The following is a 20,995-nucleotide window of genomic DNA, read 5'->3' on the forward strand; positions in this document are numbered from 1 at the left end:
AAATTTTTATGAAAAACTAATATAATCGTACCATTATACCAGACAAAATAATTTTTGTTTTTTTACAATATATTTATTTACAATCCATTTTCATTCACTATCATACAATATTGTTATCTGCAACATATCATAGATAAATTATTTATCATACAGTTTAATCATCATAAACTTAGTAAAGTTGAGGTTAATATGGAAAATACCACTATCGAATTAAACGAATGGTTTGAAGAAGAAACTTTTGAAGAAGCTGTTGAAATTATGCAAGAAAAAGCCGTTGTTCCCGTTGGAACAGCCATGTGGCCCATTTAAAAGAATATATATTCTTCGCATTAGTATATTAATGATTATACCAATCTAACTTCAAGATGCGTGTGATTTCTCCCCGCTTCGCGGGGAGAAATCACGTTTCATAAAGTGTTGTAAATTGCAACTTGAAGTTTAATGTATATATAAAACGGAGAAATACTTCTTCATTTTCATATTTCAAGTTTTTTGCAAAATTCCTTTTGCCAAAGGTTAATTTATTATTTACTCCTATACCCTCTAAAAGCATCATGCAAATCGACTATTGATTAAAGCCATCCCCATCACATCACAATATTGACCATTTCTAAACGACTGCATACGCCGTATACCTTCGGCTTCAAAACCAAATTTTTTATACAGAGCAATCGCTTTTTCATTATCAGTAAAAACTTCAAGTTCAATTATGATGCAGCCTAACCAGTTGAATGCATAGTCAATAATAAAAGCCATCAACTTTGAACCAACACCTTTACCAAAATAAGCCGCATCAACACCGATACCAATCGCCACGGCGTGTCTACGTCTCGGATTAGCATAGGTAAATAACGCTATTGTACCCACAACTTTGCCATCTATTTCAGCCACAAAATCAATATGCCCTTGTGTTTTATTTAATTTTAAACGTTCACACCACATTTCATGCGAAGGACATGGGCGTTGTAATGTATTGAAGTAAACATCAGGATGGCCAAAAATTCGTTGATAATGCTCAGCATCCTCAGGCTCAGTTGCCCTTATTATAATTTCCATACACACCTCTTTTTAACTTGTTCTCTTTATAACTACCTGATAAAAAAACAAATGTAAATAGCATATTAAATGTTTACTTAAAGTAATAATTCAACCTTCTACTGAAGTTATTTCATACCCATTTATTTTTTGGAGTTCATATGATTCAGGAAAATGTAGCTATTTTTGAATTACTCAAAAATTTTGAAGTAAGCCTTCACGGTAAAAAGAGAAATAATGCCGATTGGTTAAATATAGTATTACACGATAATTTTCTAGAAATTAGTAAGTCAGGTTATGTTTATACTAAAAAAGATGTGTTTGATGCATTAACTACAGAAAAAAAACTAATTTTCAGCTTTTCTCAAAAAACTTTTCTATAAACCTTCTTGATAAAAATATTGTATTATTAACTTATCAATCTTACGAAATGGATCTAACTGGCAACCTTTTCAATCAAGCACTTCGTTCATCAATTTGGCAATTATCTTCAACTGGTAAATGGCAGCTTAGATTCCATCAAGGTACGATCATACCTGTTTAAGAGAAAAAATGGCCCAATATTTGGGCCATCCAGATTAATCAGCAGGATTCTTCTTTTGCTCAATGAGCAAGGCGAATTTTACGCTTTTTCACAATCTGAAACCCGATCATTAAAATAATAAACCAGATTGGTGTGGCTAATAACGCCAGGCGAGTATCTGGCTGCAAAGAAAGCAATACCAAAACAAAAGCAAAGAAAACCAAGCATACCCAAGACATGACAATACCAAATGGCATTTTATACACCGAAGCCTGGTGTAATTCTGGGCGACGCTTTCTATAAACCAGATAGGAACACAAGATCATGCTCCAAATAAACATAAACAGGATCGCAGAAACGGTTGTCACTAGAGTAAAAACCCGCATCACATCGGGGATAAAATAGATCAAAATGACTCCAAATGAGAGACATAGACAAGTAAAGACCAACCCTGATGCCGGAACCGAACGGCGGGAAAGACGGCTAAACTGCTTTGGTGCATCTCCTTCTTTCGCCAGACCGAACAACATCCTGCTAGTGGAGAAAACCCCACTATTTGCCGAAGATGCCGCAGAAGTCAAAACCACAAAGTTAACGATGCTGGCAGCAGCGGGTAATCCGATCAAAACGAACAATTCCACAAAAGGACTTTTATCCGCGCTAACAGCTCGCCACGGTGTGACTGACATAATGACAATCAAAGCCAATACATAAAACGTGATAATACGGATAGGAATAGCATTGATCGCTTTTGGTAAAGATTTCATTGGGTTTTTAGTTTCTGCTGCGGCAGTTCCCACCAACTCAATACCAACAAAAGCAAATATCGCGATCTGGAACCCGGCAAAAAATCCGCTTAACCCCATAGGGAACATACCACCATCATTCCAGACATTAGAAAGTGCTGCAACATGTCCTGCTGGTGATTTAAAATTGATGCCAACCAAAATGCCTCCTGTCACAATCAAGGCAATAATGGCAATAATTTTGATCATGGCAAACCAAAACTCCAGTTCACCAAACAGCTTAACTGTCGCGAGATTCAGAGTTAGCAATACCAGAACACACAAAAGCGAAGTTCCCCATTCTGGAAAACCAGGTACCCAATATCCAACATAAGCAGTGATGGCAACAATATCGGCTATACCAGTAATTACCCAGCAGAACCAATAAGTCCAGCCGACAAAAAAACCGGCCCACGGCCCTAGTAAATCTGCGGAGAAATCGCTAAACGACTTATAGTGCAAATTAGAAAGTAATAACTCTCCCATTGCCCGCATAACAAAAAACAGCATAAAGCCTATGATCATATAAACAAAAATAATCGATGGCCCAGCAAGAGAGATAGTTTTGCCTGATCCCATAAACAGACCAGTACCGATGGCACCACCAATTGCAATTAACTGTATATGTCGGTTGGTAAGACTTCGCTGCAAGTGCGAACTTCCAGTTTCAGTAGTGTGAGTGGGTTGTATTTTTTCTTCCATAGTTGTATCCAATTTATTCTCACAGCATGGCCTTAATACCCTCAAGCTGTGTTTAATAGAACATTTTGACATAGACAACCGCGCTATTAACAGAAGGATTTCACATGAAAAACAGAATGGTTATAATTAAACCGATTTGTTAAGCGTTTACTGTGCGTATTTCATTCAATTAGTAAAAAAATGGATATAGTCCATTGACGCCAAGTTGGCATTGGAGAATAATTAATCTTGATGGGTCGTTAGCTCAGTTGGTAGAGCCGTTGACTCTTAATCAATTGGTCGGGAGTTCGAGCCTCCCACGACCCACCAACATTATCAAGGACTTGCGTTAATATCGTGAGTCTTTTTTATTTTCAAGGATACCGATAGGATACCTTTTCGAAGTAGTAGAAAGTATAACGAGTTAATTTAATTCGTATATAAAATCATCAATACATAAAAACAAAAAAGCCATGAGTTCTAAAAATGGCTTAGTAGATGTACCATTTCAGCCTCAAGGCTTCATCTCAAAAATTACGCTTTTCACAAAATAAATAACAATGAGTGAACAATTATTATTCTGGTTTATTTCTAACCTTCCGCTCAATAAGCTGCCCACGCTGATCAAAATAGCGACTAGGCCATAAGAGGGAAACCGATTATCGGCGTATCGGGACGCTGGCGGAGTCTGGACTATCTGTCGTGGTATCACGCGGATACACAAACCGGAAATTACCAAATTGATATGCGTTGGTTGAACGAAGGTCGCACTGATTTACCAAAAGGGCATCATGTGCTGGGTTCGTGTCGTGGCTCAACCAACGACATTCTAATTGCCACCTCAGAGCAAATGATGCTGGGATGGCGGGCTAAATACAGTATCATGACGAGAGGACGGCGGGAATACTACCACCCTACTTGATTTTATTATAAACACAATACGTAATTCCACACCCCTGGATGCACTTTTGTACACTGAGCTAAACAGCTTGCCCATGCTGAACTGGCTGGAGGAAACATTGAGCAAGTCATGGCATACGTCTGTATTGAAGCTAAAAGAGTAGAGCCTGCCAACAGGCAAAGAATAATGAACTTTTTCATTTTACTCACCCCATTTCACTGACAACAACAAAAACCAATTAACCTATTAAACCTATTTTCACCCAACAACAAGTGAATAATGCTTAACAATTAGTTAGCCTCTGAAACTAAAGTCAATATTTCTTTACCCATTCCCTGAGTGGCTACAGGAATAACCCATGCTGCCACCCGTTCTCATCGCGTACCCAACGCCCACGGGCTGGTGACATTTTTGTTTTCACCGTACATTCACAGCGCAATTTTTTAAACGTCGAATCCAATCACTTTGATATGAGCTTTCGAGAAAGTCAGTTATAAAAGGACAAGTTGTTGCCCTTACCTTGAATAATTCAGGTATCCGTGATACTGCACGGACATTGCATATCAGCATTAATGCCGTCGTCCGCGTTTAAAAAACTCAACCCATGGGATGTAACCACACTCCCATTGGATAATCTGGAAATTCAGCATATCTGTGAAGTTGATGAAATCTGGTCATTAATAGTCGGAGTCAGAATACTTTGAAAAAACCACGGAAAAAATTATACCGATTTAATGTCGTTTTTTGGTGTACGGATAATTTCAGTGCTTACAACATATTATCGGTAAATAAACACCTCATCGGAAAAACTTTTACACAACGTATTGAACGTGAAAATCTCACTCTCCGTACTCGAACTGTAAAAGCACTGGGTTACTCAAAGTCAGTTGCAATGCATGATAAAGTCATTGGTACCTTCATTGAACGAAAATATTATATTTAACCCTAATCGACGGATTGAATACATGACCAACAAATTAGCCCCTGAATAATCAGAGGCTTTCTTATTTTATTGGGCTATTTGGTCTTATAATGCGCTTCTGCATCAGCAAAACGCTGTTGTGTTGCCTGACTTGGCGCTTTTCCTAGTAAGCTCACCACAATAATAGCAATCGTCGCGAAGATAAAGCCTGGAATAATTTCATACAGGGAAAACCAGCGGTACTCCATCCAAACCAGTACAGTGATAGCGCCTACCAACATACCAGCCAGCGCACCGTTACGAGTCATACGCTTCCAGAGCACTGACATCAGTACCACAGGGCCAAATGCTGCACCAAATCCTGCCCAGGCATTACTCGCCAGTGCTAGCACCTTATTATTCGGGTTAGTTGCAATTACAATTGCGATAGCTGCTACCAGCAGTACCATCATACGCCCCACCCATACCAATTCTTTCTGGCTAGCCTTGGTACGGATAAATGCTTTATACAGATCTTCCGTTAGTGCACTAGAACAAACCAATAGCTGACAACTTAAGGTGCTCATAACCGCAGCCAATACAGCAGATAACAATATACCCGTGAGCCATGGATTGAACAAAATGACAGCCAGTTCTATAAAAATGCGCTCACGGTTTTGCGATACAGCAGCAGCCTGTCCTGGATATAATTCAAAATACGCAATGCCAAAGAAACCCACTGCCACGGTTCCTCCTAAACATAACAGCATCCACGTCATACTAATACGGCGAGCCTTATGAATAGTCTGGTGGGAATCTGCCGCCATAAAACGTGCCAAAATATGCGGTTGGCCAAAATAACCGAAACCCCAGCCCAACAAGGAAATAATGGCAATGATATTCAGCCCCTTGAACATATCCAAGTAAGCCGGATCTTTGGCTTCAATGATATTGATTGCTGTATCAACACCTCCCACTTTAAGCAAGATCAGCACCGGCACCAAAATCAAGGCAAAAATCATCAAAGTTGCCTGAACTGTATCCGTCCAACTCACAGCCAAAAAGCCGCCGAGGAAGGTATAGGCAATTGTCGCCAATGCTCCTAGCCAGATAGCCTTTTCGTAGCTGATGCCGAACGTGTTTTCAAACAATAATCCACCAGCTACAACCCCCGATGCACAATAAATGGTGAAGAAAATCAGAATAACCAGGGCGGAAATAATACGCAGAATTTTACTTCGGTCTTCAAAACGATGGGTAAAATAGTCTGGTAAAGTTAATGCGTTATTATTTATCTCAGTATGCACACGCAATCTGCCTGCTACCCAACGCCAGTTCAAATATGCACCCAGCAAACAGCCCAATGCGATCCAACTTTCTGAAATACCAGAGAAAAAGATCACCCCCGGCAATCCCATCAATAACCAGCCACTCATATCAGAAGCGCCAGCAGATAATGCGGTTACCACACTACCTAATTTCCGTCCACCCAATATGTAATCATCAAAATTCTTGGTGGAACGATAAGCCGCAAAACCTATCAACAACATCCCTGCGATATAGATAATGAAGGTAATGAGCATTGGTGAATTTACTGTCATGCAGGTTCTTCTCCATAGTGTTTTTATAAATTATGTCTCTGCAAATGAGTTATTTACGTAAATAATGTCATCTATGCTTGAAGTACCTTTAAGTGATACCTCATCTTCTTTACCAGGCTGTAACAAGTTGTACCTGAAGATGCCATTAGTTTTCATATGTACTATTTATGCTTGTAATTATTCTAAAATTACATTCTATCCTAATTTAGCTAAAACATTTTTAACAACTAATTAACTGCATTTTTATAAAAAACGTTTGCTAAATCACATTTATCACTCCAGAAGTTGTACCTGAAATTGAATAACTGGTTATACCAAAAACTTGCACGATAAAAATAAAGTTAATAAATATCAATAATATACATAAAAATCAATAATAAGTTTCTCTGAAAAAATAATGAAAACACGATTAATTTCACAAATTTAGAATAACCGCTTTTAACAAAGTTGCACAAAGTTGCAACATGAAAGATATTGTTATGTAACTTGTTATAGTCTTACCTATTAAGGAGTGAAAATGGGTAGTACCACTATGGGTGTAAAGCTCGATGAAGCAACGCGTAATCGAATCAAAGCCGCAGCACAACGAATTGAACGCACACCACACTGGCTAATTAAGCAAGCCATTTTTAATTATCTTGAACGTCTGGAGAATGAGGGAAAGCTCCCAGAAATATCAGCAGGTCAGGATAACAAAGAAGAAATGATTTCCGAAGTAGAATCACAGATTGAGGCGCCTTATCAACCATTTCTGGATTTTGCCGAACATATTTTGCCCCAATCGGTGAAACGTTCTGCAATTACTGCGGCCTATCGCCTCCCCGAAACTCAAGCGGTTCCTATGCTGCTGCAACGCGCACAGCTATCAGAGGAGCAAGCGAAGGCAGCTCATAAACTCGCCTATTCTATTGCCGAAAAGCTGCGTCAACAAAAACAGGGTATTGGCCGCTCAGGTTTGGTTCAGGGATTACTGCAAGAGTTTTCACTTTCTTCACAAGAAGGTGTGGCATTGATGTGCCTCGCCGAAGCCTTGTTACGTATCCCCGACAAAGCCACCCGTGATGCCTTGATCCGCGATAAAATCAGCAACGGCAACTGGCACTCTCATTTAGGCCAAAGCCCCTCCATGTTTGTCAATGCGGCAACGTGGGGGTTGTTGTTCACTGGTAAGCTGGTGTCCACCCATAATGAAGCCAAGTTATCCAAATCCTTAAACCGTATTATCAGCAAAAGCGGCGAGCCGCTGGTACGCAAGGGTGTGGATATGGCGATGCGCCTGATGGGTGAGCAATTTGTGACGGGAGAAACCATTGCCCAAGCTCTTGCTAATGCGCGCAAGTTGGAGGAAAAAGGCTTCCGTTATTCTTATGACATGCTCGGCGAAGCCGCATTAACCGAAGAAGATGCGCAAGCTTATATGGTTTCCTATCAGCAAGCGATCCACGCCATTGGCAAGGCATCAAATGGCCGTGGTATTTATGAGGGGCCAGGCATTTCCATCAAACTTTCTGCCCTGCACCCGCGTTACAGCCGTGCTCAATACGAACGTGTTATTGAGGAACTCTATCCTCGTCTGCTTTCCCTAACCTTACAGGCTCGCCAATACGATATCGGTATCAATATTGATGCTGAGGAAGCCGATCGTCTGGAAATTTCCCTCGATTTGCTGGAAAAATTGTGTTTCGAGCCAAAATTGGAAGGCTGGAACGGTATTGGTTTTGTCATTCAGGCTTACCAGAAACGCTGTCCTTTCGTCATTGACAGCATTATTGATTTGGCACAACGCAGTCGTCACAGATTGATGATCCGGCTGGTGAAAGGGGCTTATTGGGATAGTGAAATTAAACGTGCTCAAATCGATGGTCTGGAAGATTATCCGGTCTATACCCGTAAGGTGTATACCGACGTTTCTTACCTTGCCTGTGCCCGCAAACTGCTCGCTGTCCCTAATCTGATCTATCCACAATTTGCTACCCATAACGCACATACTTTATCCGCCATTTATCACCTGGCCGGGCAAAACTATTATCCGGGACAATATGAATTCCAATGTCTGCATGGCATGGGGGAGCCGCTTTATGAGCATGTTGTCGGCAAAATTTCAGAAGGTAAACTCAATCGTCCATGCCGTATTTACGCTCCTGTAGGCACACACGAAACACTACTGGCTTATTTGGTGCGCCGTTTGCTGGAAAATGGGGCTAATACGTCGTTTGTTAATCGCATTGCTGATACGTCACTACCGATTGATGAACTGGTCTCTGATCCGGTAAAAATTGTACAGGAATTAGCCCAAAACGAAGGGCAAATCGGCCTGTCGCATCCCAAAATCCCTCTGCCACGTGATTTATACGGCAAAAACCGTGTTAATTCATTGGGATTAGATCTCTCCAATGAACATCGTTTAGCTTCTCTTTCCAGCGCCCTGCTCAGTTCTTCAATAGAAACGTGGAACAGCGAACCCTTGTTAGGTGGTGATTACCAACCGACAGGAGAACTGCCTGCAACTAAGCCGGTGAATAATCCCGCCATAAATGCCGACATTGTGGGTTATGTTCGTGAAGCCACTGAACAAGAAGTCAGCCACGCGCTGGATGTGGCTACCGATGCCGGCGCAATTTGGTTTGCCACTCCCCCTTCAGAACGGGCCGCAATTTTAGTGCGTGCAGCGGAGTTGATGGAAAATGACCTGCAATCTTTACTCGGTATTCTGGTTCGTGAAGCGGGTAAAACATTCAACAATGCAATTGCCGAAGTGCGCGAAGCCGTAGATTTTCTCCATTATTACGCGAGTCAGGTTCGCCAAGATTTCGCTAATGATACCCACCGCCCACTGGGACCTGTTGTGTGTATCAGCCCGTGGAACTTCCCGCTGGCAATTTTCACCGGCCAAATTGCCGCTGCATTGGCAGCAGGTAATAGTGTTCTGGCAAAACCCGCAGAGCAAACGCCACTTATTGCCGCCGTTGCGGTAAAAATATTGCACCAAGCGGGCATTCCTCGCGATGTGCTGCAACTACTGCCCGGACAAGGGGAAACGGTGGGAGCGCTGCTGGTTGGTGATGAACGTGTACGCGGTGTGATGTTTACCGGCTCTACCGCAGTTGCCAGCTTGTTACAACGCAATATTGCTGGCCGTCTTGATGCACAAGGGCGCCCGACACCGTTAATCGCAGAAACCGGTGGTCTGAATGCCATGATCGTCGATTCTTCCGCTTTGACCGAGCAAGTTGTTACCGATGTCATTGCTTCTGCTTTTGACAGTGCAGGCCAGCGCTGTTCAGCCTTGCGTATCCTGTGCGTTCAGGAAGATGTCGCTGAAAGGACTATCGCTATGCTGAAAGGAGCGATGGCTGAATGCCGGATGGGTAATACTGAGCACTTATTCACAGATATTGGCCCTGTCATTGATGCAGAAGCAAAAGCGGGTATCGAACGTCATATCCAAACCATGCGTAGCAAAGGTCGGACGATTTATCAGGCGGCATATGAAAATGCCACCGATAGCCAGGAGTGGTCACAAGGCACTTTCGTCAAACCAACGCTTATCGAGTTGGAAAGCTTCGACGAATTGAAAAAAGAAATTTTCGGGCCAGTCCTGCATGTTGTCCGTTTTAAACGTAATGAGTTGGATAAACTGCTGGATCAGATCAACGCTACGGGTTATGGCTTGACGCTGGGGATCCACACTCGTATCGATGAAACCATCGCCCAAGTCACAGGCAAAGCAAAAGTCGGCAACATATATGTCAACCGCAATATGGTTGGTGCCGTCGTTGGCGTGCAGCCATTTGGTGGCGAAGGTTTATCAGGCACAGGGCCAAAAGCCGGTGGGCCGCTGTATTTGTATCGCTTACTGTCACAACGCCCTCTCAATGCCGCCAGCCAAACCCTGGAGCGACAGGATACAGAGTATGAACTTGATGCCAAAGCCCGTGTTGATCTGCACACGCCTTTCTACAAACTGGCAGATTGGGCAACCGAACAAAATAATGAAGCATTATCCCAGGTGATTCAGGAATACAGTTTACTGGCACAAGGTGGAACAATACGCTTATTACCAGGACCAACCGGAGAGCGTAATACTTATACCCTATTACCACGTGGTTATGTTCTTTGCCTTGCAGACAACGAACAGGATGCATTGGTGCAATTAGCCGCAGTACTCTCTGTCGGTTGTCAGGCTCTTTGGGAGAAAGATGAACTGCATCAAGGGCTACAACGCCAGTTACCGAATGAAATTCACCAACATATCCATTGGGTTAATGATTGGCAGCATGAAGAAACAGCGATGGCAGCGGTTATTTATCATGGCGATTGCGATCAATTGCGCCGAGTATGTGAAGTGATTGCCCAACGTAAAGGGCCGATTATCTCCGTCCAGGGTTTTGCCCGTGGTGAAACTAATTTGCTGCTAGAGCGCTTACTGCATGAACGTTCATTAAGTGTTAATACGGCGGCAGCAGGCGGTAATGCGAGCTTGATGACAATTGGTTAATATCATTCGGGTAGCGTAATTTTTTTGTTGGAGCATTTATTTAGTACCCCAAATTCTGTTTAAGCCATCACTGGAAAATCCGCTTCTGAGTAGAAAACTTTCAGTGATGGTTCATTAATACGTTATTTGTGTGCAGCAGATCATCCAGAGAAGATATTTCGTTGGTAAATCTGAAAAAATGCAGGTATGGCAACCAGCGGAGATTTGGCTATCCAGCCATGACCCCGCTGTTTTTTAAATCAAAATAGTCTCGATGTTCTGGAAAAATAATGAAATTATAAGTCAGGGAAATATTGGGGAATAGCAATTGGTTACCATTCTTAAAAATTGCACTTATTATATGAATGCAAGATTTATTATAAATACATAGAGGGGAATGCGATTACTACGCATTCCCCTCTGAAATCGTTTCAATTTGACAACATTATCTATCGGTATAATTAATCAATGACCGTTCTGTTGCCAACTCAGATATTGTTCATATTTACGCAGTGCAATATTGTAATTGCTGAAAGCAGATTGGGATAATTTTTCGCTGAGTTTTTCCTGAATTTTTTCTGTGGTAAATTCACTGGTCGGATAATTACTTGAAGTCAGCAATTCATCCAAACGCCTTAAACGAACCACATACTCACGCACAGTACTGTGACTCATCTCCGTTTGCTCAAACAGATACTGTTTAAATGACATAATGTCGAAATAATCAGTCTGGCTATTGCAATAAATTTCACTACAAAAGCGGCACAACGCCACGAATTTACCCTGCAATTCATTCCAGGTTTTGTCATCCACCAACTCAGTCATCTCAGAAATCGCTTCTTTATTGATGACCTGACCGTTAAAAACCAGCGAAATACGGTCAAGGGTTTTATGACAGTGCAGACAATGAGTCTGGCTGTGTTTATAATCTTTGATATAACGGCTAAGAGGCCGTTTCTTTTGTGTTGTAATAGACATAAGAGATAAAGCCCTGTGTATAGTCTTAACAAAAAAAACAAACAAGCAAAAAGTTACTTCTCTGGATTCAAGCGCGCCCTCAACCTTTTTATTGCCTGGCTGTGAAGCTGACTTACGCGGGATTCTCCCACATTAAGCACCGCGCCGATCTCTTTAAGATTCAGTTCTTCCTGATAGTACAACGTAAGAACCATCTTTTCCCGTTCAGGTAACGATTCTATGACCTCGATAACCCGCTGACGAAGATCACCTTCCAGTAATTGTTGCAGAGGGTTTGCCTCATGCTCCTCCTCAATCACTGGTTCACAGCTTTCACCGTGAATTTCGTGCCATTCGTCATAAGAAAACAGTTGACTGTTATTCGTGTCTAACAGTATTTGCCGATATTCTATCAGATTAATCTTTAATTCTTTAGCAACTTCCTGCTCACTGGCTGGACGGCCTAACTCTTGCTCAAGTTTACGGATGGTCTGCGTGACTTCACGTGCGTTACGCCGCACACTACGCGGAGCCCAATCACGGCTCCTCAACTCATCCAACATTGCACCTCTGATGCGCTGTACCGCATAGGTGGTAAAGGCGGTTCCCTGCATGGAATCAAACCGCTCCACTGCATTCAGTAAGCCTATGCCACCGGCCTGAAGTAAGTCATCGAGTTCTACGTTGGCAGGCAATCTGACCTGTAGCCTCAATGCTTCATGGCGAACTAGTGGTACATAGCGCTTCCAGAGGCTATTTTTGTCCATCACGCCTTCGGCGGTATACAAATCGCTCACAACAACAGACACCTTTGGATAAGAGACTGGATACCATTATCCAATCCCCTAATCGGTACAATCGTTGGAACAATGAAGTAAAAGCACTTCTTTTTCACCTATGCGAAATTTTTGCTGTCCGCCCAAATGCATAATCAGTTTCAGGCTGTCCTTGACGATCTTGCTAAAAACACTCACTCAACACTAAAAAATAAGGATCGGCGAACCGATCCTTATTTTATAAGCGTTGTTTATGCAGGTTGCCCTGCATAATTGCCTAACGGGTAAATAAAAATTAACGCAGCAGAGACAGAACGGTTTGTGGAACCTGGTTCGCTTGTGCCAGAACAGAAGTACCCGCCTGTTGCAGGATGTTACCACGGCTCATATTGGAAACTTCAGTTGCGTAGTCAGCGTCTTGGATACGACTTCTTGCTGCTTCCAGGTTGTTAACAGTGTTGTTCAGGTTGTTAACAGTGGATTCCAGACGGTTTTGAACTGCACCTAAGGAGCTGCGCAGGCTGTCAACTTTAGACAAAGCTTCGTCTATTTTAGTCAATGGCTTTTCTGTAGCTGGTTGCCCTGCTGCTTGTGCTTTTTCAAGAGATTTTTGTGCTGTATCAAGCTTTCCTTGTGCAGTAGCTTTGTCAGCGGGAGATGCGGCTGCTAATTCTTTCTCAGCGTTTTTTACTTTTTCTTCTTCTGCCTTTACTGCTGCTTTCTGTGCATCAGTTTGTTCGAGTGCAACTCTAAACTCACCCAGACCTAGTTCTCCTTTATCAATTTTTTTCAAGTCAATCTTGATAATTTCACCATCATTAGCACCAACCTGAACCTTCATTTCAGTTACTTCGCCACTCAATACCTTCACGCCATTGAACTGAGTTTGTTCAGATATACGGTCAATTTCCGCCAGACGCTGAGTAACTTCTTCCTGGATGGATTTCTTGTCACTTTCAGAGTTTGTACCATTTGTAGACTGAACAGTCAGTTCACGGATACGTTGCAGGTTGTTATTGATTTCGTTCAAAGCACCTTCGGTAGTCTGGGCAATGGAGATACCGTCGTTAGCGTTACGGGCAGCTTGATTCAGACCTTTAACGTTAGCAGTAAAACGGTTAGCGATCGCTTGACCAGCAGCGTCATCCTTCGCGCTGTTAATACGTAAACCAGAAGACAGACGTTCAATAGCAGTACCCAGAGTACCTTTAGATCTGGTCAGGTTATTTTGCGCCAGCAGAGAGGAGTAGTTAGTATTAATGACTGATGCCATAGTAGAGTTCCTTTTAAAATCAAGTCGATATAATTAGTTTGAGCCTTTTGCTCACGGTGTTCATCACCGCCAACAGTTTTATCGGCCCCTTCAAAAGAACCTTTAATATTTCTTGAAAAAACTTTTTTATTTTTTTCTCACTTTTCCCCGATAACCCAAATAGCGCCTGTTCTCACCAATTATTCCATCCATCAAAAAAATCATTTTGTCAGTAAACTTTTCGCAAATTAGTCCGATAACACACCCAGTGATGCTTTTTATTAAAAGGAGTCAATATGGCTAGCATTTCTTCGATAGGAATCGGATCTGGAATAGATCCAAAATTACTGGATCAACTTGAAGCAAATGAAAAAAAACGCTTAGAACCACTAACACAGCAACAAACCAGCTATAAAGCTAAACTTACCGGTTTTGGTACGTTAAAAGGCAGTTTAGAAAAGTTAAAGAGTGCATCTGAAGAACTCAAAAAATTCGATAAACTCAATACCACTAAAACTAGTGAAGATCATAAAACATTTACTCCGAGTACAGATTCCAAAGCTAGCCCAGGTAACTATGTTATTGAAGTGCAACAGCTTGCTAAGGCTCAGTCTTTGCAATCTAAGGCATTTTCTGATGTAAAAACCCCACAAGGGGAACAAGGTAAAGGTACTCGTACCATTACTATTACGCAACCAGGTGAAAAAAAAGTCGGCGAAGAAAAAGAAAAGCCAATACACATTTCCCTGAAAGATAATGAAACTTCTCTGATTGAAATTCGCGATGCGATTAATAAACAAGAAGGCAATGTTAATGCCAGCATTATCAAAGCAGAAGATGATAAAAACTATTTGATCCTGACTTCGAAAAAAGCCGGCACAAAATCAGTTATGACGATTAAGGTTGAAGGTGATGATACGCTAGGTAAGTATCTGAACTATACTCCTGGTGTTGTTAACAATGATTCTGATGCAATAAAAGAAACTGTCGCCCCTAAAAATGCAATATTAACGGTTAACGGTATTAAAATTGAACGCCAAACCAATGAAATAAAGGACGCGCCAGAAGGTGTTATTCTAAATCTGAAAAAAGTCTCAGAAACAGTCACAGAACAAGTTCCGGGAAAAAATGGTACAACCGAAACCAAAGAAGTAGTTAAATCAGAAACACTGGTTGTTTCCCGTGATATCGAACCAATGAAAGAAGCAATCAAAAAATGGGTTGATGCTTATAATGATGTACAGGCCACTTTTACCTCACTGACAAAATTTAAGTCCGTAGGAAAAGGTGAAGCAGCTTCGAAAGACAATGGAGTCTTATTGGGTGACGGTACATTAAGAGGTATTCAAAGCCAGTTAAGACAACAACTGTTTGCGGCACAACACGTTGATGATATCGCTACCCTGAATAAACTGGGCATCAAACAAAAAGAGGATGGCAAGCTGGAAATTAGTAACGAAAAACTGGAAAAAAACCTGAAAGAGAAACCTGCCAATGTTAAGGCTTTTTTTATGGGGGATGGAGAAAAAACCGGTTTTGCCACCCAGACTTTTAATTTATTGAAAAAAACGCTGGATAGCCATGAAGGGACTATCGATACAGCAACAGAAGGTATCAAGAAGAGTCTGAAAACACTAGAAAGACAAGTAGAACAGACTAACAGAAACATTGAAGCCACAATGGCGCGCTATAAAAAACAATTTACCGCCCTGGATAAACTCGCCAGTTCACTGAAGCAATCAGAGTTATCCTTGTTCCAGCTTTTAAGATAAAAAAGGACACTAATGTATCAACGTTCGGCAAGCCAATTATACGCTCAAGTAGATCTTGAGAGCGAAATTATGAATGCCTCTCCCTATCAGTTGATTCAGATATTGTTCAACGGGGCGCTCAGCGCCCTGCGTCGTGCAATCATTCTGATGCAACAAGGGAATATTCCAGAAAAAGGGATAGCTATTTCAAAGGCGATTAATATCATTGATAATGGTCTCAAAGAGGGATTAGATTTCGAGAAAGGCGGCGAGATTGCCCAGAATCTTTTTGCTTTATATGATTATATGGGTCGCCGTTTACTCCATGCCAATTTACGCAATGATGAGAAGGCTATTACCGAAGTGATTGATTTACTTACCGAGATTTCAGATGCTTGGCGGCAAATAGGTCCTCATTACAACGCCAGTCAGGATATTGTTTAATGAAAAATGATACGGATCTTTTGTCAGCTTATCAGCAGATCCTTAGTTTAAGTGAGCAAATGATTGATTTAGCCAGAAATGAAAAGTGGGACGAACTGATTGATATGGAGATCACTTACCTGAAGGCAGTCGAAGTGGTGACTTCATTATCAGAAAATTCAGACGCCCCCATTTCATTACAGCAACAATTGACCAAAATTTTGCAAACTGTCTTGGATAATGAAAAAGAAACTAAGAGATTGTTGCAAAGAAGGTTAAATGAACTCAGCGACCTGATTAAACAGGAAAGTTGTAAGCAACTCTTACATGATACATACGGACAGTTCCCGACTAATAACTATGAAATGGAGTTAATTACGACGGAATCAAAATAGATATCACAGAGGCACCAGTGATTCCATTTAACAATAACTCTGATTAATGGTGTCATTTATTTTTTTATTTCAGGCGGTGTCAATTCGTCACTATCGTTTTTTTGGTTAATCTAATTCGGCACTTTATTGTATTGATATTTTGCAAACAATCAAGGTATCCTATCTATAATTTTTAACAAAAAATTAACCATTAAATGATAGTGGCGATTCTGATTTCGTGAGGCAATTAACAGGCGATATTATCAACAAATATGATTTTTAATTAAAAGGCGAATAACACAAAAAAACTATATAAATAATATCGTTATCATCATGATATTATCCATTCGAGAAATAGGATTTTCTCAGTATCAATTTTAATTGACAGCTATCCTCTGGAAAAAGGGTACCGATTCATATCAGTCTGGAGAATACCTGCGTTCAGAAAGAATATCGAAAAATCCGCCGGGATCACACTTTCAGCTACGGTAATCGGTTTTATCTAATCGACTCTCCGCTCAGGTATTCGATAGCCAACCAGAAAATCGAGATACGAAAACACTATGGTGGTTGCTTTATAGCCTATTTTGCAGACCGACAATTACAGATCTCTGAAGTGATTGAACCTGCGAAACCCTCGCTGTATGACTTGGAAATCCAAAGAAAACTAGATGCGCTAGCATTAGCGGATAAGCTGGGTAATGTTGCTGAAGCCGCTCGGCAGAGTGGTTGCTCCCGTGACACGCTCTACCGCTATCGTAAGTTACTCGAAGAAAAAGGACCGGAAGGCCTCAAACGCACTTTTACTCCCGCATTACATCATAAAAATCGGACCACAAGGGAAATAGAAGAACAGGTGATTGCTTTCTCATTAGAAAATCCCCATCTGGGTCAGGTACAAGTCTCGGCTCAGATGCGAGAAAAATATCAAATAACCCTTAGTCCGAATGGTGTGAGACACATTTGGCTGCGGGAAAAGATGAATACAAGTGCTCTACGAGTTGAGAAAGCCAGAACCTCGCTTGCTATTTTATTATGACACTCTGCAGTTGAGCAATGAACACGGGAGCAGGTATACTGAAGCGACAAAGTCCCTCGGTAATTAGTCCGTCAGTCTCCCTCGGTAATCACACTAGTACAAATAACGACCTTTATTTTTACTTTTTCACCAGAGAAGTAAATGCTCTTTTCTTTTGTCTAAGAAACTAACGTATGTATAATAATGCGTTTTTATATAACTATTAAATAGTATAACTTATGAACATAATGAATAAAGTCTTATACAAATACATTTTGACTATTCTTTCAGCATTTGGGGTGTCTTATCTGCTTAATGTTTTTATCTTTCAAAAAGATTCTAGTATCCCTCATTTGTCAACTTTTGCACTAATCTTATCAATTTTTCTGTTAATTAAAAGAAAGAATAAAATTCTGGTCAGTAGTGGTGGAATGTTACTTTTCTTTCTTATTATCCAAATAAATTATTCTCTTGTGTTTGGTGAAAGAGTGTCAGTATCAGTTCTTGACTCATTCGTTGAGACGAATAAAAAAGAATCATTGTCTATGGCTGGTCATTTATCTTTTATACTGATATTACCATCATTAGTGGCAACAATAGTTTTATTTCATTTAATAAGAAAAAAATCAAAAAATATTCAGTATCACATTACATTCAAATCATTACCCGTATTTTTATTCTTTGTCACATTTTATCTTAGTGCTTCTGTTGTAGACAAAAAACTAATATCAGACTTCAGAGAAGATGATAAAACAGTCGGTAGATTTATAAGAGATAGATATCCCGCAGTTATTGGAGATTTTGCTTATTTATATATTTCCAGCAATTCAAATGATAAGTATGCAAACACCAATGAAATAAATGAATTTAATAAGTCAATAATAGGAAAGCGAAAACCTGATATTAATGCCGTTATTTTAATAGTGGGTGAATCATCATTATCGACTCATTATAGCGCATATGGATACAAATTAGACACAACACCCAATATGAGTCATATATTTTCTTCTAACGAGGGATGTATAATCAATAACGCACACTCTAGTGCACCAATAACAAGAAACTCTGTTTCTATGTCACTTGCTTTTCATATACCAGAGAGTGAAGAAAATTTATTTAAAAATAAATCAATAGTAGAAATAGCCAAGTCAAATGGCTATAAAACATATTGGTTGGGTTCACAAGATCTAGATGGACTCCACTCATCTAAATATGGATTTATAGCAAAAAAATCTGATGTAATAAAACTCACTAATTTTAAAGATGACAATCTAAGCTCTCTGCTAAATGAAGTTATTTTAGATAATTCAGATAGTAAATTTATTGTAATTCATTTACATGGAAGTCATATGCCTTATAATAATTACGATAATGCTGATAAAATAGCGCTACCTAATGCTGATAACTATGACTTAACTATCCATCATACAGATAGAGTTATAAAGAATATATATGATGTTATTAATAAAAAAAACATCAATTACTCATTAATATACACTTCTGACCATGGAGAAATTGTTAATAAAGGGCATGGCTATCAAAAAGGTAGAGAACAATATCTTATACCTTTAATGTACAAATCAAACAATCATCAATATAACTGTCAATTCATAGAGTCATTCCGAAATAAGGATGGTTATCTTAGTGGATTAATGAATAAGTATATATTATCAACTCTCATAGGTTATGATATTGATCCATCAATCCTTGATAAAGAAAGAAATAATGATAGAGTGTTAACAGCAGATGAATCTGTTTTACCATTTTCACAAATAGAATAAGCTAACATAAATAGGTTTTCATAATACTGAGAGTATCAGATGTTGGAGTTCCTTACCCCGCGCGCCGCGGGGATAATACTTTGGGCATCCATCGTGGATTTTTTCACGGTGACACGACAGAAGGTGATTTTTTCGGTCGCGGTAGAAATAGCCATTGCTGGCTACCCCCACAAAGATCCGGTTTGAACGGTATTCGCTGGAGGCGGACAACAACGCCTGATCCATATCACCTTGATGATACGACCGTCTGCTAGGCGGTCTTTTTTTGCCTGAATAAAATGTAGTTTCAAATGTAATAATTATGTGATGAAATTTGAATTTGACACGTCATTAGACGCCGCCACGCCTGCCCACTAAAGGCAGTGTTTTTTATACACCTGCAAGGGATCTTCTAAAGCCCGCTGATACTGGTGCTTTGCGGGGTATGAGATCTTGATTTGATCTTGCGGATTGAAGGACAAAATGAGTGATTTTATGCGAGAGGGAATATCACTGCTTTTTTATTCGAAAACTGAAACTGCCTTACTGATATGTAATGATAGTTTGTAGGAGATTTTATGGCCCGACTACTTACAAAAAATGAGTACATTGAAAATTTTATTGAATCCGAAAGACAGACATATAGAGTAAGCTGGACTACACATAATCAGTTGAATACACTAATTTTATATGAATCTGTCCCATATTACAGCTCTGCTCATTTAGATTTAGATGTTGGATATAGTGGTAACCTATCTGCACTCACCTATTACCCACGACCTCCGTCGAGCGGCGCATTGATATTATTTCAATATGATTTATGGTACGACACTGCTTTCAATCAATTACCCATAAATGGGTTTATGCAAGATGCCGTCCGGCGTGTCATGAAATATTGGACGCCCCATGATTGGCGAGGGTTTTAATTTATATCCCTATCCCGCCCCTCAAAGGCGGGATTATTCACAACTTCGTAACATGTCACAACCTCACTTCATGCTAGCCCTGTGTCACCCAACATTGAGAATCATCCAAAAAGCAGCATTCCGCCACCGGAAACGCATCACCGCACTGGCTAACCATCTATACCCATCTAACTTCAAGATGTGTGTGATTCGGGCAAATCTGGAAGTTCCTAATCAAAAGGTCAGGCGTCAGACACAGAAAATCCTACCAAACACGACATACATACGCCTGCTGGATGCTTTCCGCTGGCGCCAATCCTTCATTTATTGCAACTCAAATGGGACATGTTTCGTCACAAATGGTTCACCGTGTTTACGGTGCGTGGATGAGTGAAAATAGCAATGAACAATAAATATCAATTTAAAATCAAATAGATAAAGATCTAAACCTGCATATTCATAATCTCATGATAGGCACTAACCAGTTTATTTCTTACCTGGATACCCATTTGCAGGGAAATACTCGATTTTTGCATATTCACCATGACATCATTTAGCTCCACACCAGGTACTCCCAGCGTGAAATCCTGTGCCTGCTTCGTCGCCTGTAAGCGGGTTTGGTTTATTTTTTCCACTGCCGTAGTCAGCTGGCTGGCAAAACTGCCTTGTATTGGCATGGGCTTAGCAATATTTGCAGCTTGTAACGCCTGAACCTGCATCTGTTGCAGTACACCTTCAATTGCCGGAATTGGCATAAAAACCTCGCGTTAAATCACCCTATTGATTATGAGATGCCACCGTAACATAGCCTTTCTAAACTAAAGCGGGTAATTGAAGTAAAAATTCGAAGCTTATTGTGCCATTAAAAGGGGTGT

Annotated in this window: 15 protein-coding genes, 1 tRNA gene and 3 pseudogenes; 12 read left to right on the forward strand and 7 right to left on the reverse strand. The window is 40.5% G+C overall.

What is annotated here, in order from left to right:
- Positions 1-552: 552 nt before the first annotated feature.
- Positions 553-1,056: a GNAT family N-acetyltransferase gene (locus tag WDV75_RS11960; protein ID WP_273557950.1), complete on the reverse strand. Its 504-nt coding sequence runs from the start codon at positions 1,054-1,056 to the stop codon at positions 553-555.
- A 140-nt stretch (positions 1,057-1,196) separates the two neighbouring features.
- On the opposite strand from WDV75_RS11960, the gene WDV75_RS11965 reads away from it, so the two are divergent.
- On the forward strand, positions 1,197-1,418 hold the full coding sequence (locus tag WDV75_RS11965; protein WP_273557951.1) for a hypothetical protein: 222 nt from the start codon (positions 1,197-1,199) through the stop codon (positions 1,416-1,418).
- Positions 1,419-1,638: 220 nt separating this feature from the next.
- Here WDV75_RS11965 and cycA read toward each other — a convergent pair whose 3' ends face one another.
- Positions 1,639-3,045, reverse strand: a complete 1,407-nt coding sequence (gene cycA, locus WDV75_RS11970) for a D-serine/D-alanine/glycine transporter (protein ID WP_273557953.1) — start codon at positions 3,043-3,045, stop codon at positions 1,639-1,641.
- Positions 3,046-3,278: 233 nt separating this feature from the next.
- Between cycA and WDV75_RS11975 the strand changes: the two genes are divergently transcribed.
- The 4 genes and pseudogenes from WDV75_RS11975 to WDV75_RS11985 form a co-directional block, all read left to right on the forward strand.
- A tRNA-Lys gene (locus WDV75_RS11975) sits at positions 3,279-3,354 on the forward strand.
- 323 nt (positions 3,355-3,677) lie between these two features.
- A pseudogene (locus WDV75_RS22150) lies at positions 3,678-3,782 on the forward strand (hypothetical protein); the annotation flags it as partial.
- Positions 3,770-3,946, forward strand: coding sequence for a hypothetical protein (locus WDV75_RS11980; RefSeq protein WP_273557954.1), 177 nt, complete (start codon positions 3,770-3,772; stop codon positions 3,944-3,946). The pseudogene WDV75_RS22150 and the gene WDV75_RS11980, both read left to right, overlap by 13 nt.
- 472 nt (positions 3,947-4,418) lie before the next feature.
- Positions 4,419-4,868, forward strand: a pseudogene (locus WDV75_RS11985) (IS1 family transposase); the annotation flags it as partial.
- A gap of 74 nt (positions 4,869-4,942) precedes the next feature.
- Here the strand turns inward: WDV75_RS11985 and putP are convergent.
- Positions 4,943-6,427, reverse strand: coding sequence for a sodium/proline symporter PutP (putP, locus tag WDV75_RS11990; protein WP_273557955.1), 1,485 nt, complete (start codon positions 6,425-6,427; stop codon positions 4,943-4,945).
- Between the two features lie 517 nt (positions 6,428-6,944).
- On the opposite strand from putP, the gene putA reads away from it, so the two are divergent.
- On the forward strand, positions 6,945-10,925 hold the full coding sequence (gene putA / locus WDV75_RS11995) for a trifunctional transcriptional regulator/proline dehydrogenase/L-glutamate gamma-semialdehyde dehydrogenase (protein WP_273557956.1): 3,981 nt from the start codon (positions 6,945-6,947) through the stop codon (positions 10,923-10,925).
- A 444-nt stretch (positions 10,926-11,369) separates the two neighbouring features.
- On the opposite strand, the gene fliZ is transcribed toward putA, so the two are convergent.
- The 3 genes from fliZ to WDV75_RS12010 form a co-directional block, all read right to left on the reverse strand.
- Complete coding sequence (gene fliZ / locus WDV75_RS12000) at positions 11,370-11,882, reverse strand: flagella biosynthesis regulatory protein FliZ (RefSeq protein WP_189760624.1); 513 nt, start codon at positions 11,880-11,882, stop codon at positions 11,370-11,372.
- Positions 11,883-11,935: 53 nt separating this feature from the next.
- Positions 11,936-12,658, reverse strand: coding sequence for an RNA polymerase sigma factor FliA (locus tag WDV75_RS12005; protein ID WP_099116287.1), 723 nt, complete (start codon positions 12,656-12,658; stop codon positions 11,936-11,938).
- A 274-nt stretch (positions 12,659-12,932) separates the two neighbouring features.
- Positions 12,933-13,910: a flagellin gene (locus WDV75_RS12010; protein WP_273557957.1), complete on the reverse strand. Its 978-nt coding sequence runs from the start codon at positions 13,908-13,910 to the stop codon at positions 12,933-12,935.
- Between the two features lie 275 nt (positions 13,911-14,185).
- Between WDV75_RS12010 and fliD the strand changes: the two genes are divergently transcribed.
- The 6 genes and pseudogenes from fliD to WDV75_RS12040 all read left to right on the forward strand — a co-directional run.
- The gene (gene fliD, locus WDV75_RS12015) at positions 14,186-15,661 is read left to right on the forward strand and encodes a flagellar filament capping protein FliD (protein WP_273557958.1); all 1,476 of its coding nucleotides are present in this window, start codon (positions 14,186-14,188) and stop codon (positions 15,659-15,661) included.
- A gap of 12 nt (positions 15,662-15,673) precedes the next feature.
- Positions 15,674-16,084 carry a flagellar export chaperone FliS gene (gene fliS, locus WDV75_RS12020; RefSeq protein ID WP_099131292.1) on the forward strand — a complete coding sequence of 137 codons (411 nt, stop codon included), beginning with the start codon at positions 15,674-15,676 and terminating at the stop codon, positions 16,082-16,084.
- Positions 16,084-16,458 carry a flagella biosynthesis regulatory protein FliT gene (fliT, locus tag WDV75_RS12025; protein WP_189760620.1) on the forward strand — a complete coding sequence of 125 codons (375 nt, stop codon included), beginning with the start codon at positions 16,084-16,086 and terminating at the stop codon, positions 16,456-16,458. Before fliS ends, fliT begins: the two co-directional genes overlap by 1 nt.
- A gap of 595 nt (positions 16,459-17,053) precedes the next feature.
- Positions 17,054-17,476, forward strand: a complete 423-nt coding sequence (locus WDV75_RS12030; RefSeq protein WP_273557959.1) for a helix-turn-helix domain-containing protein — start codon at positions 17,054-17,056, stop codon at positions 17,474-17,476.
- A 227-nt stretch (positions 17,477-17,703) separates the two neighbouring features.
- Positions 17,704-19,236 carry a sulfatase-like hydrolase/transferase gene (locus WDV75_RS12035; RefSeq protein ID WP_273557960.1) on the forward strand — a complete coding sequence of 511 codons (1,533 nt, stop codon included), beginning with the start codon at positions 17,704-17,706 and terminating at the stop codon, positions 19,234-19,236.
- A gap of 1,120 nt (positions 19,237-20,356) precedes the next feature.
- Positions 20,357-20,530: pseudogene (locus WDV75_RS12040) on the forward strand (tyrosine-type recombinase/integrase); the annotation flags it as partial.
- Positions 20,531-20,563: 33 nt separating this feature from the next.
- Here WDV75_RS12040 and fliE read toward each other — a convergent pair.
- Positions 20,564-20,875, reverse strand: coding sequence for a flagellar hook-basal body complex protein FliE (gene fliE / locus WDV75_RS12045; RefSeq protein ID WP_189759185.1), 312 nt, complete (start codon positions 20,873-20,875; stop codon positions 20,564-20,566).
- Positions 20,876-20,995 lie beyond the last annotated feature (120 nt).

Source organism: Xenorhabdus griffiniae, assembly GCF_037265215.1.
GTDB classification, from domain to species: domain Bacteria; phylum Pseudomonadota; class Gammaproteobacteria; order Enterobacterales; family Enterobacteriaceae; genus Xenorhabdus; species Xenorhabdus griffiniae.

Excerpts from the sequence above, each read along its gene's own strand:
- WDV75_RS11960 (WP_273557950.1), bottom strand. The coding sequence starts at position 1,056 with ATGGAAATTATAATAAGGGCAACTGAGCCTGAGGATGCTGAGCATTAT.
- WDV75_RS11965 (WP_273557951.1), top strand. The coding sequence starts at position 1,197 with ATGATTCAGGAAAATGTAGCTATTTTTGAATTACTCAAAAATTTTGAA.
- cycA (WP_273557953.1), bottom strand. The coding sequence starts at position 3,045 with ATGGAAGAAAAAATACAACCCACTCACACTACTGAAACTGGAAGTTCG.
- WDV75_RS11980 (WP_273557954.1), top strand. The coding sequence starts at position 3,770 with ATGCGTTGGTTGAACGAAGGTCGCACTGATTTACCAAAAGGGCATCAT.
- putP (WP_273557955.1), bottom strand. The coding sequence starts at position 6,427 with ATGACAGTAAATTCACCAATGCTCATTACCTTCATTATCTATATCGCA.
- putA (WP_273557956.1), top strand. The coding sequence starts at position 6,945 with ATGGGTAGTACCACTATGGGTGTAAAGCTCGATGAAGCAACGCGTAAT.
- fliZ (WP_189760624.1), bottom strand. The coding sequence starts at position 11,882 with ATGTCTATTACAACACAAAAGAAACGGCCTCTTAGCCGTTATATCAAA.
- WDV75_RS12010 (WP_273557957.1), bottom strand. The coding sequence starts at position 13,910 with ATGGCATCAGTCATTAATACTAACTACTCCTCTCTGCTGGCGCAAAAT.
- fliD (WP_273557958.1), top strand. The coding sequence starts at position 14,186 with ATGGCTAGCATTTCTTCGATAGGAATCGGATCTGGAATAGATCCAAAA.
- fliS (WP_099131292.1), top strand. The coding sequence starts at position 15,674 with ATGTATCAACGTTCGGCAAGCCAATTATACGCTCAAGTAGATCTTGAG.
- fliT (WP_189760620.1), top strand. The coding sequence starts at position 16,084 with ATGAAAAATGATACGGATCTTTTGTCAGCTTATCAGCAGATCCTTAGT.
- WDV75_RS12035 (WP_273557960.1), top strand. The coding sequence starts at position 17,704 with ATGAATAAAGTCTTATACAAATACATTTTGACTATTCTTTCAGCATTT.
- fliE (WP_189759185.1), bottom strand. The coding sequence starts at position 20,875 with ATGCCAATTCCGGCAATTGAAGGTGTACTGCAACAGATGCAGGTTCAG.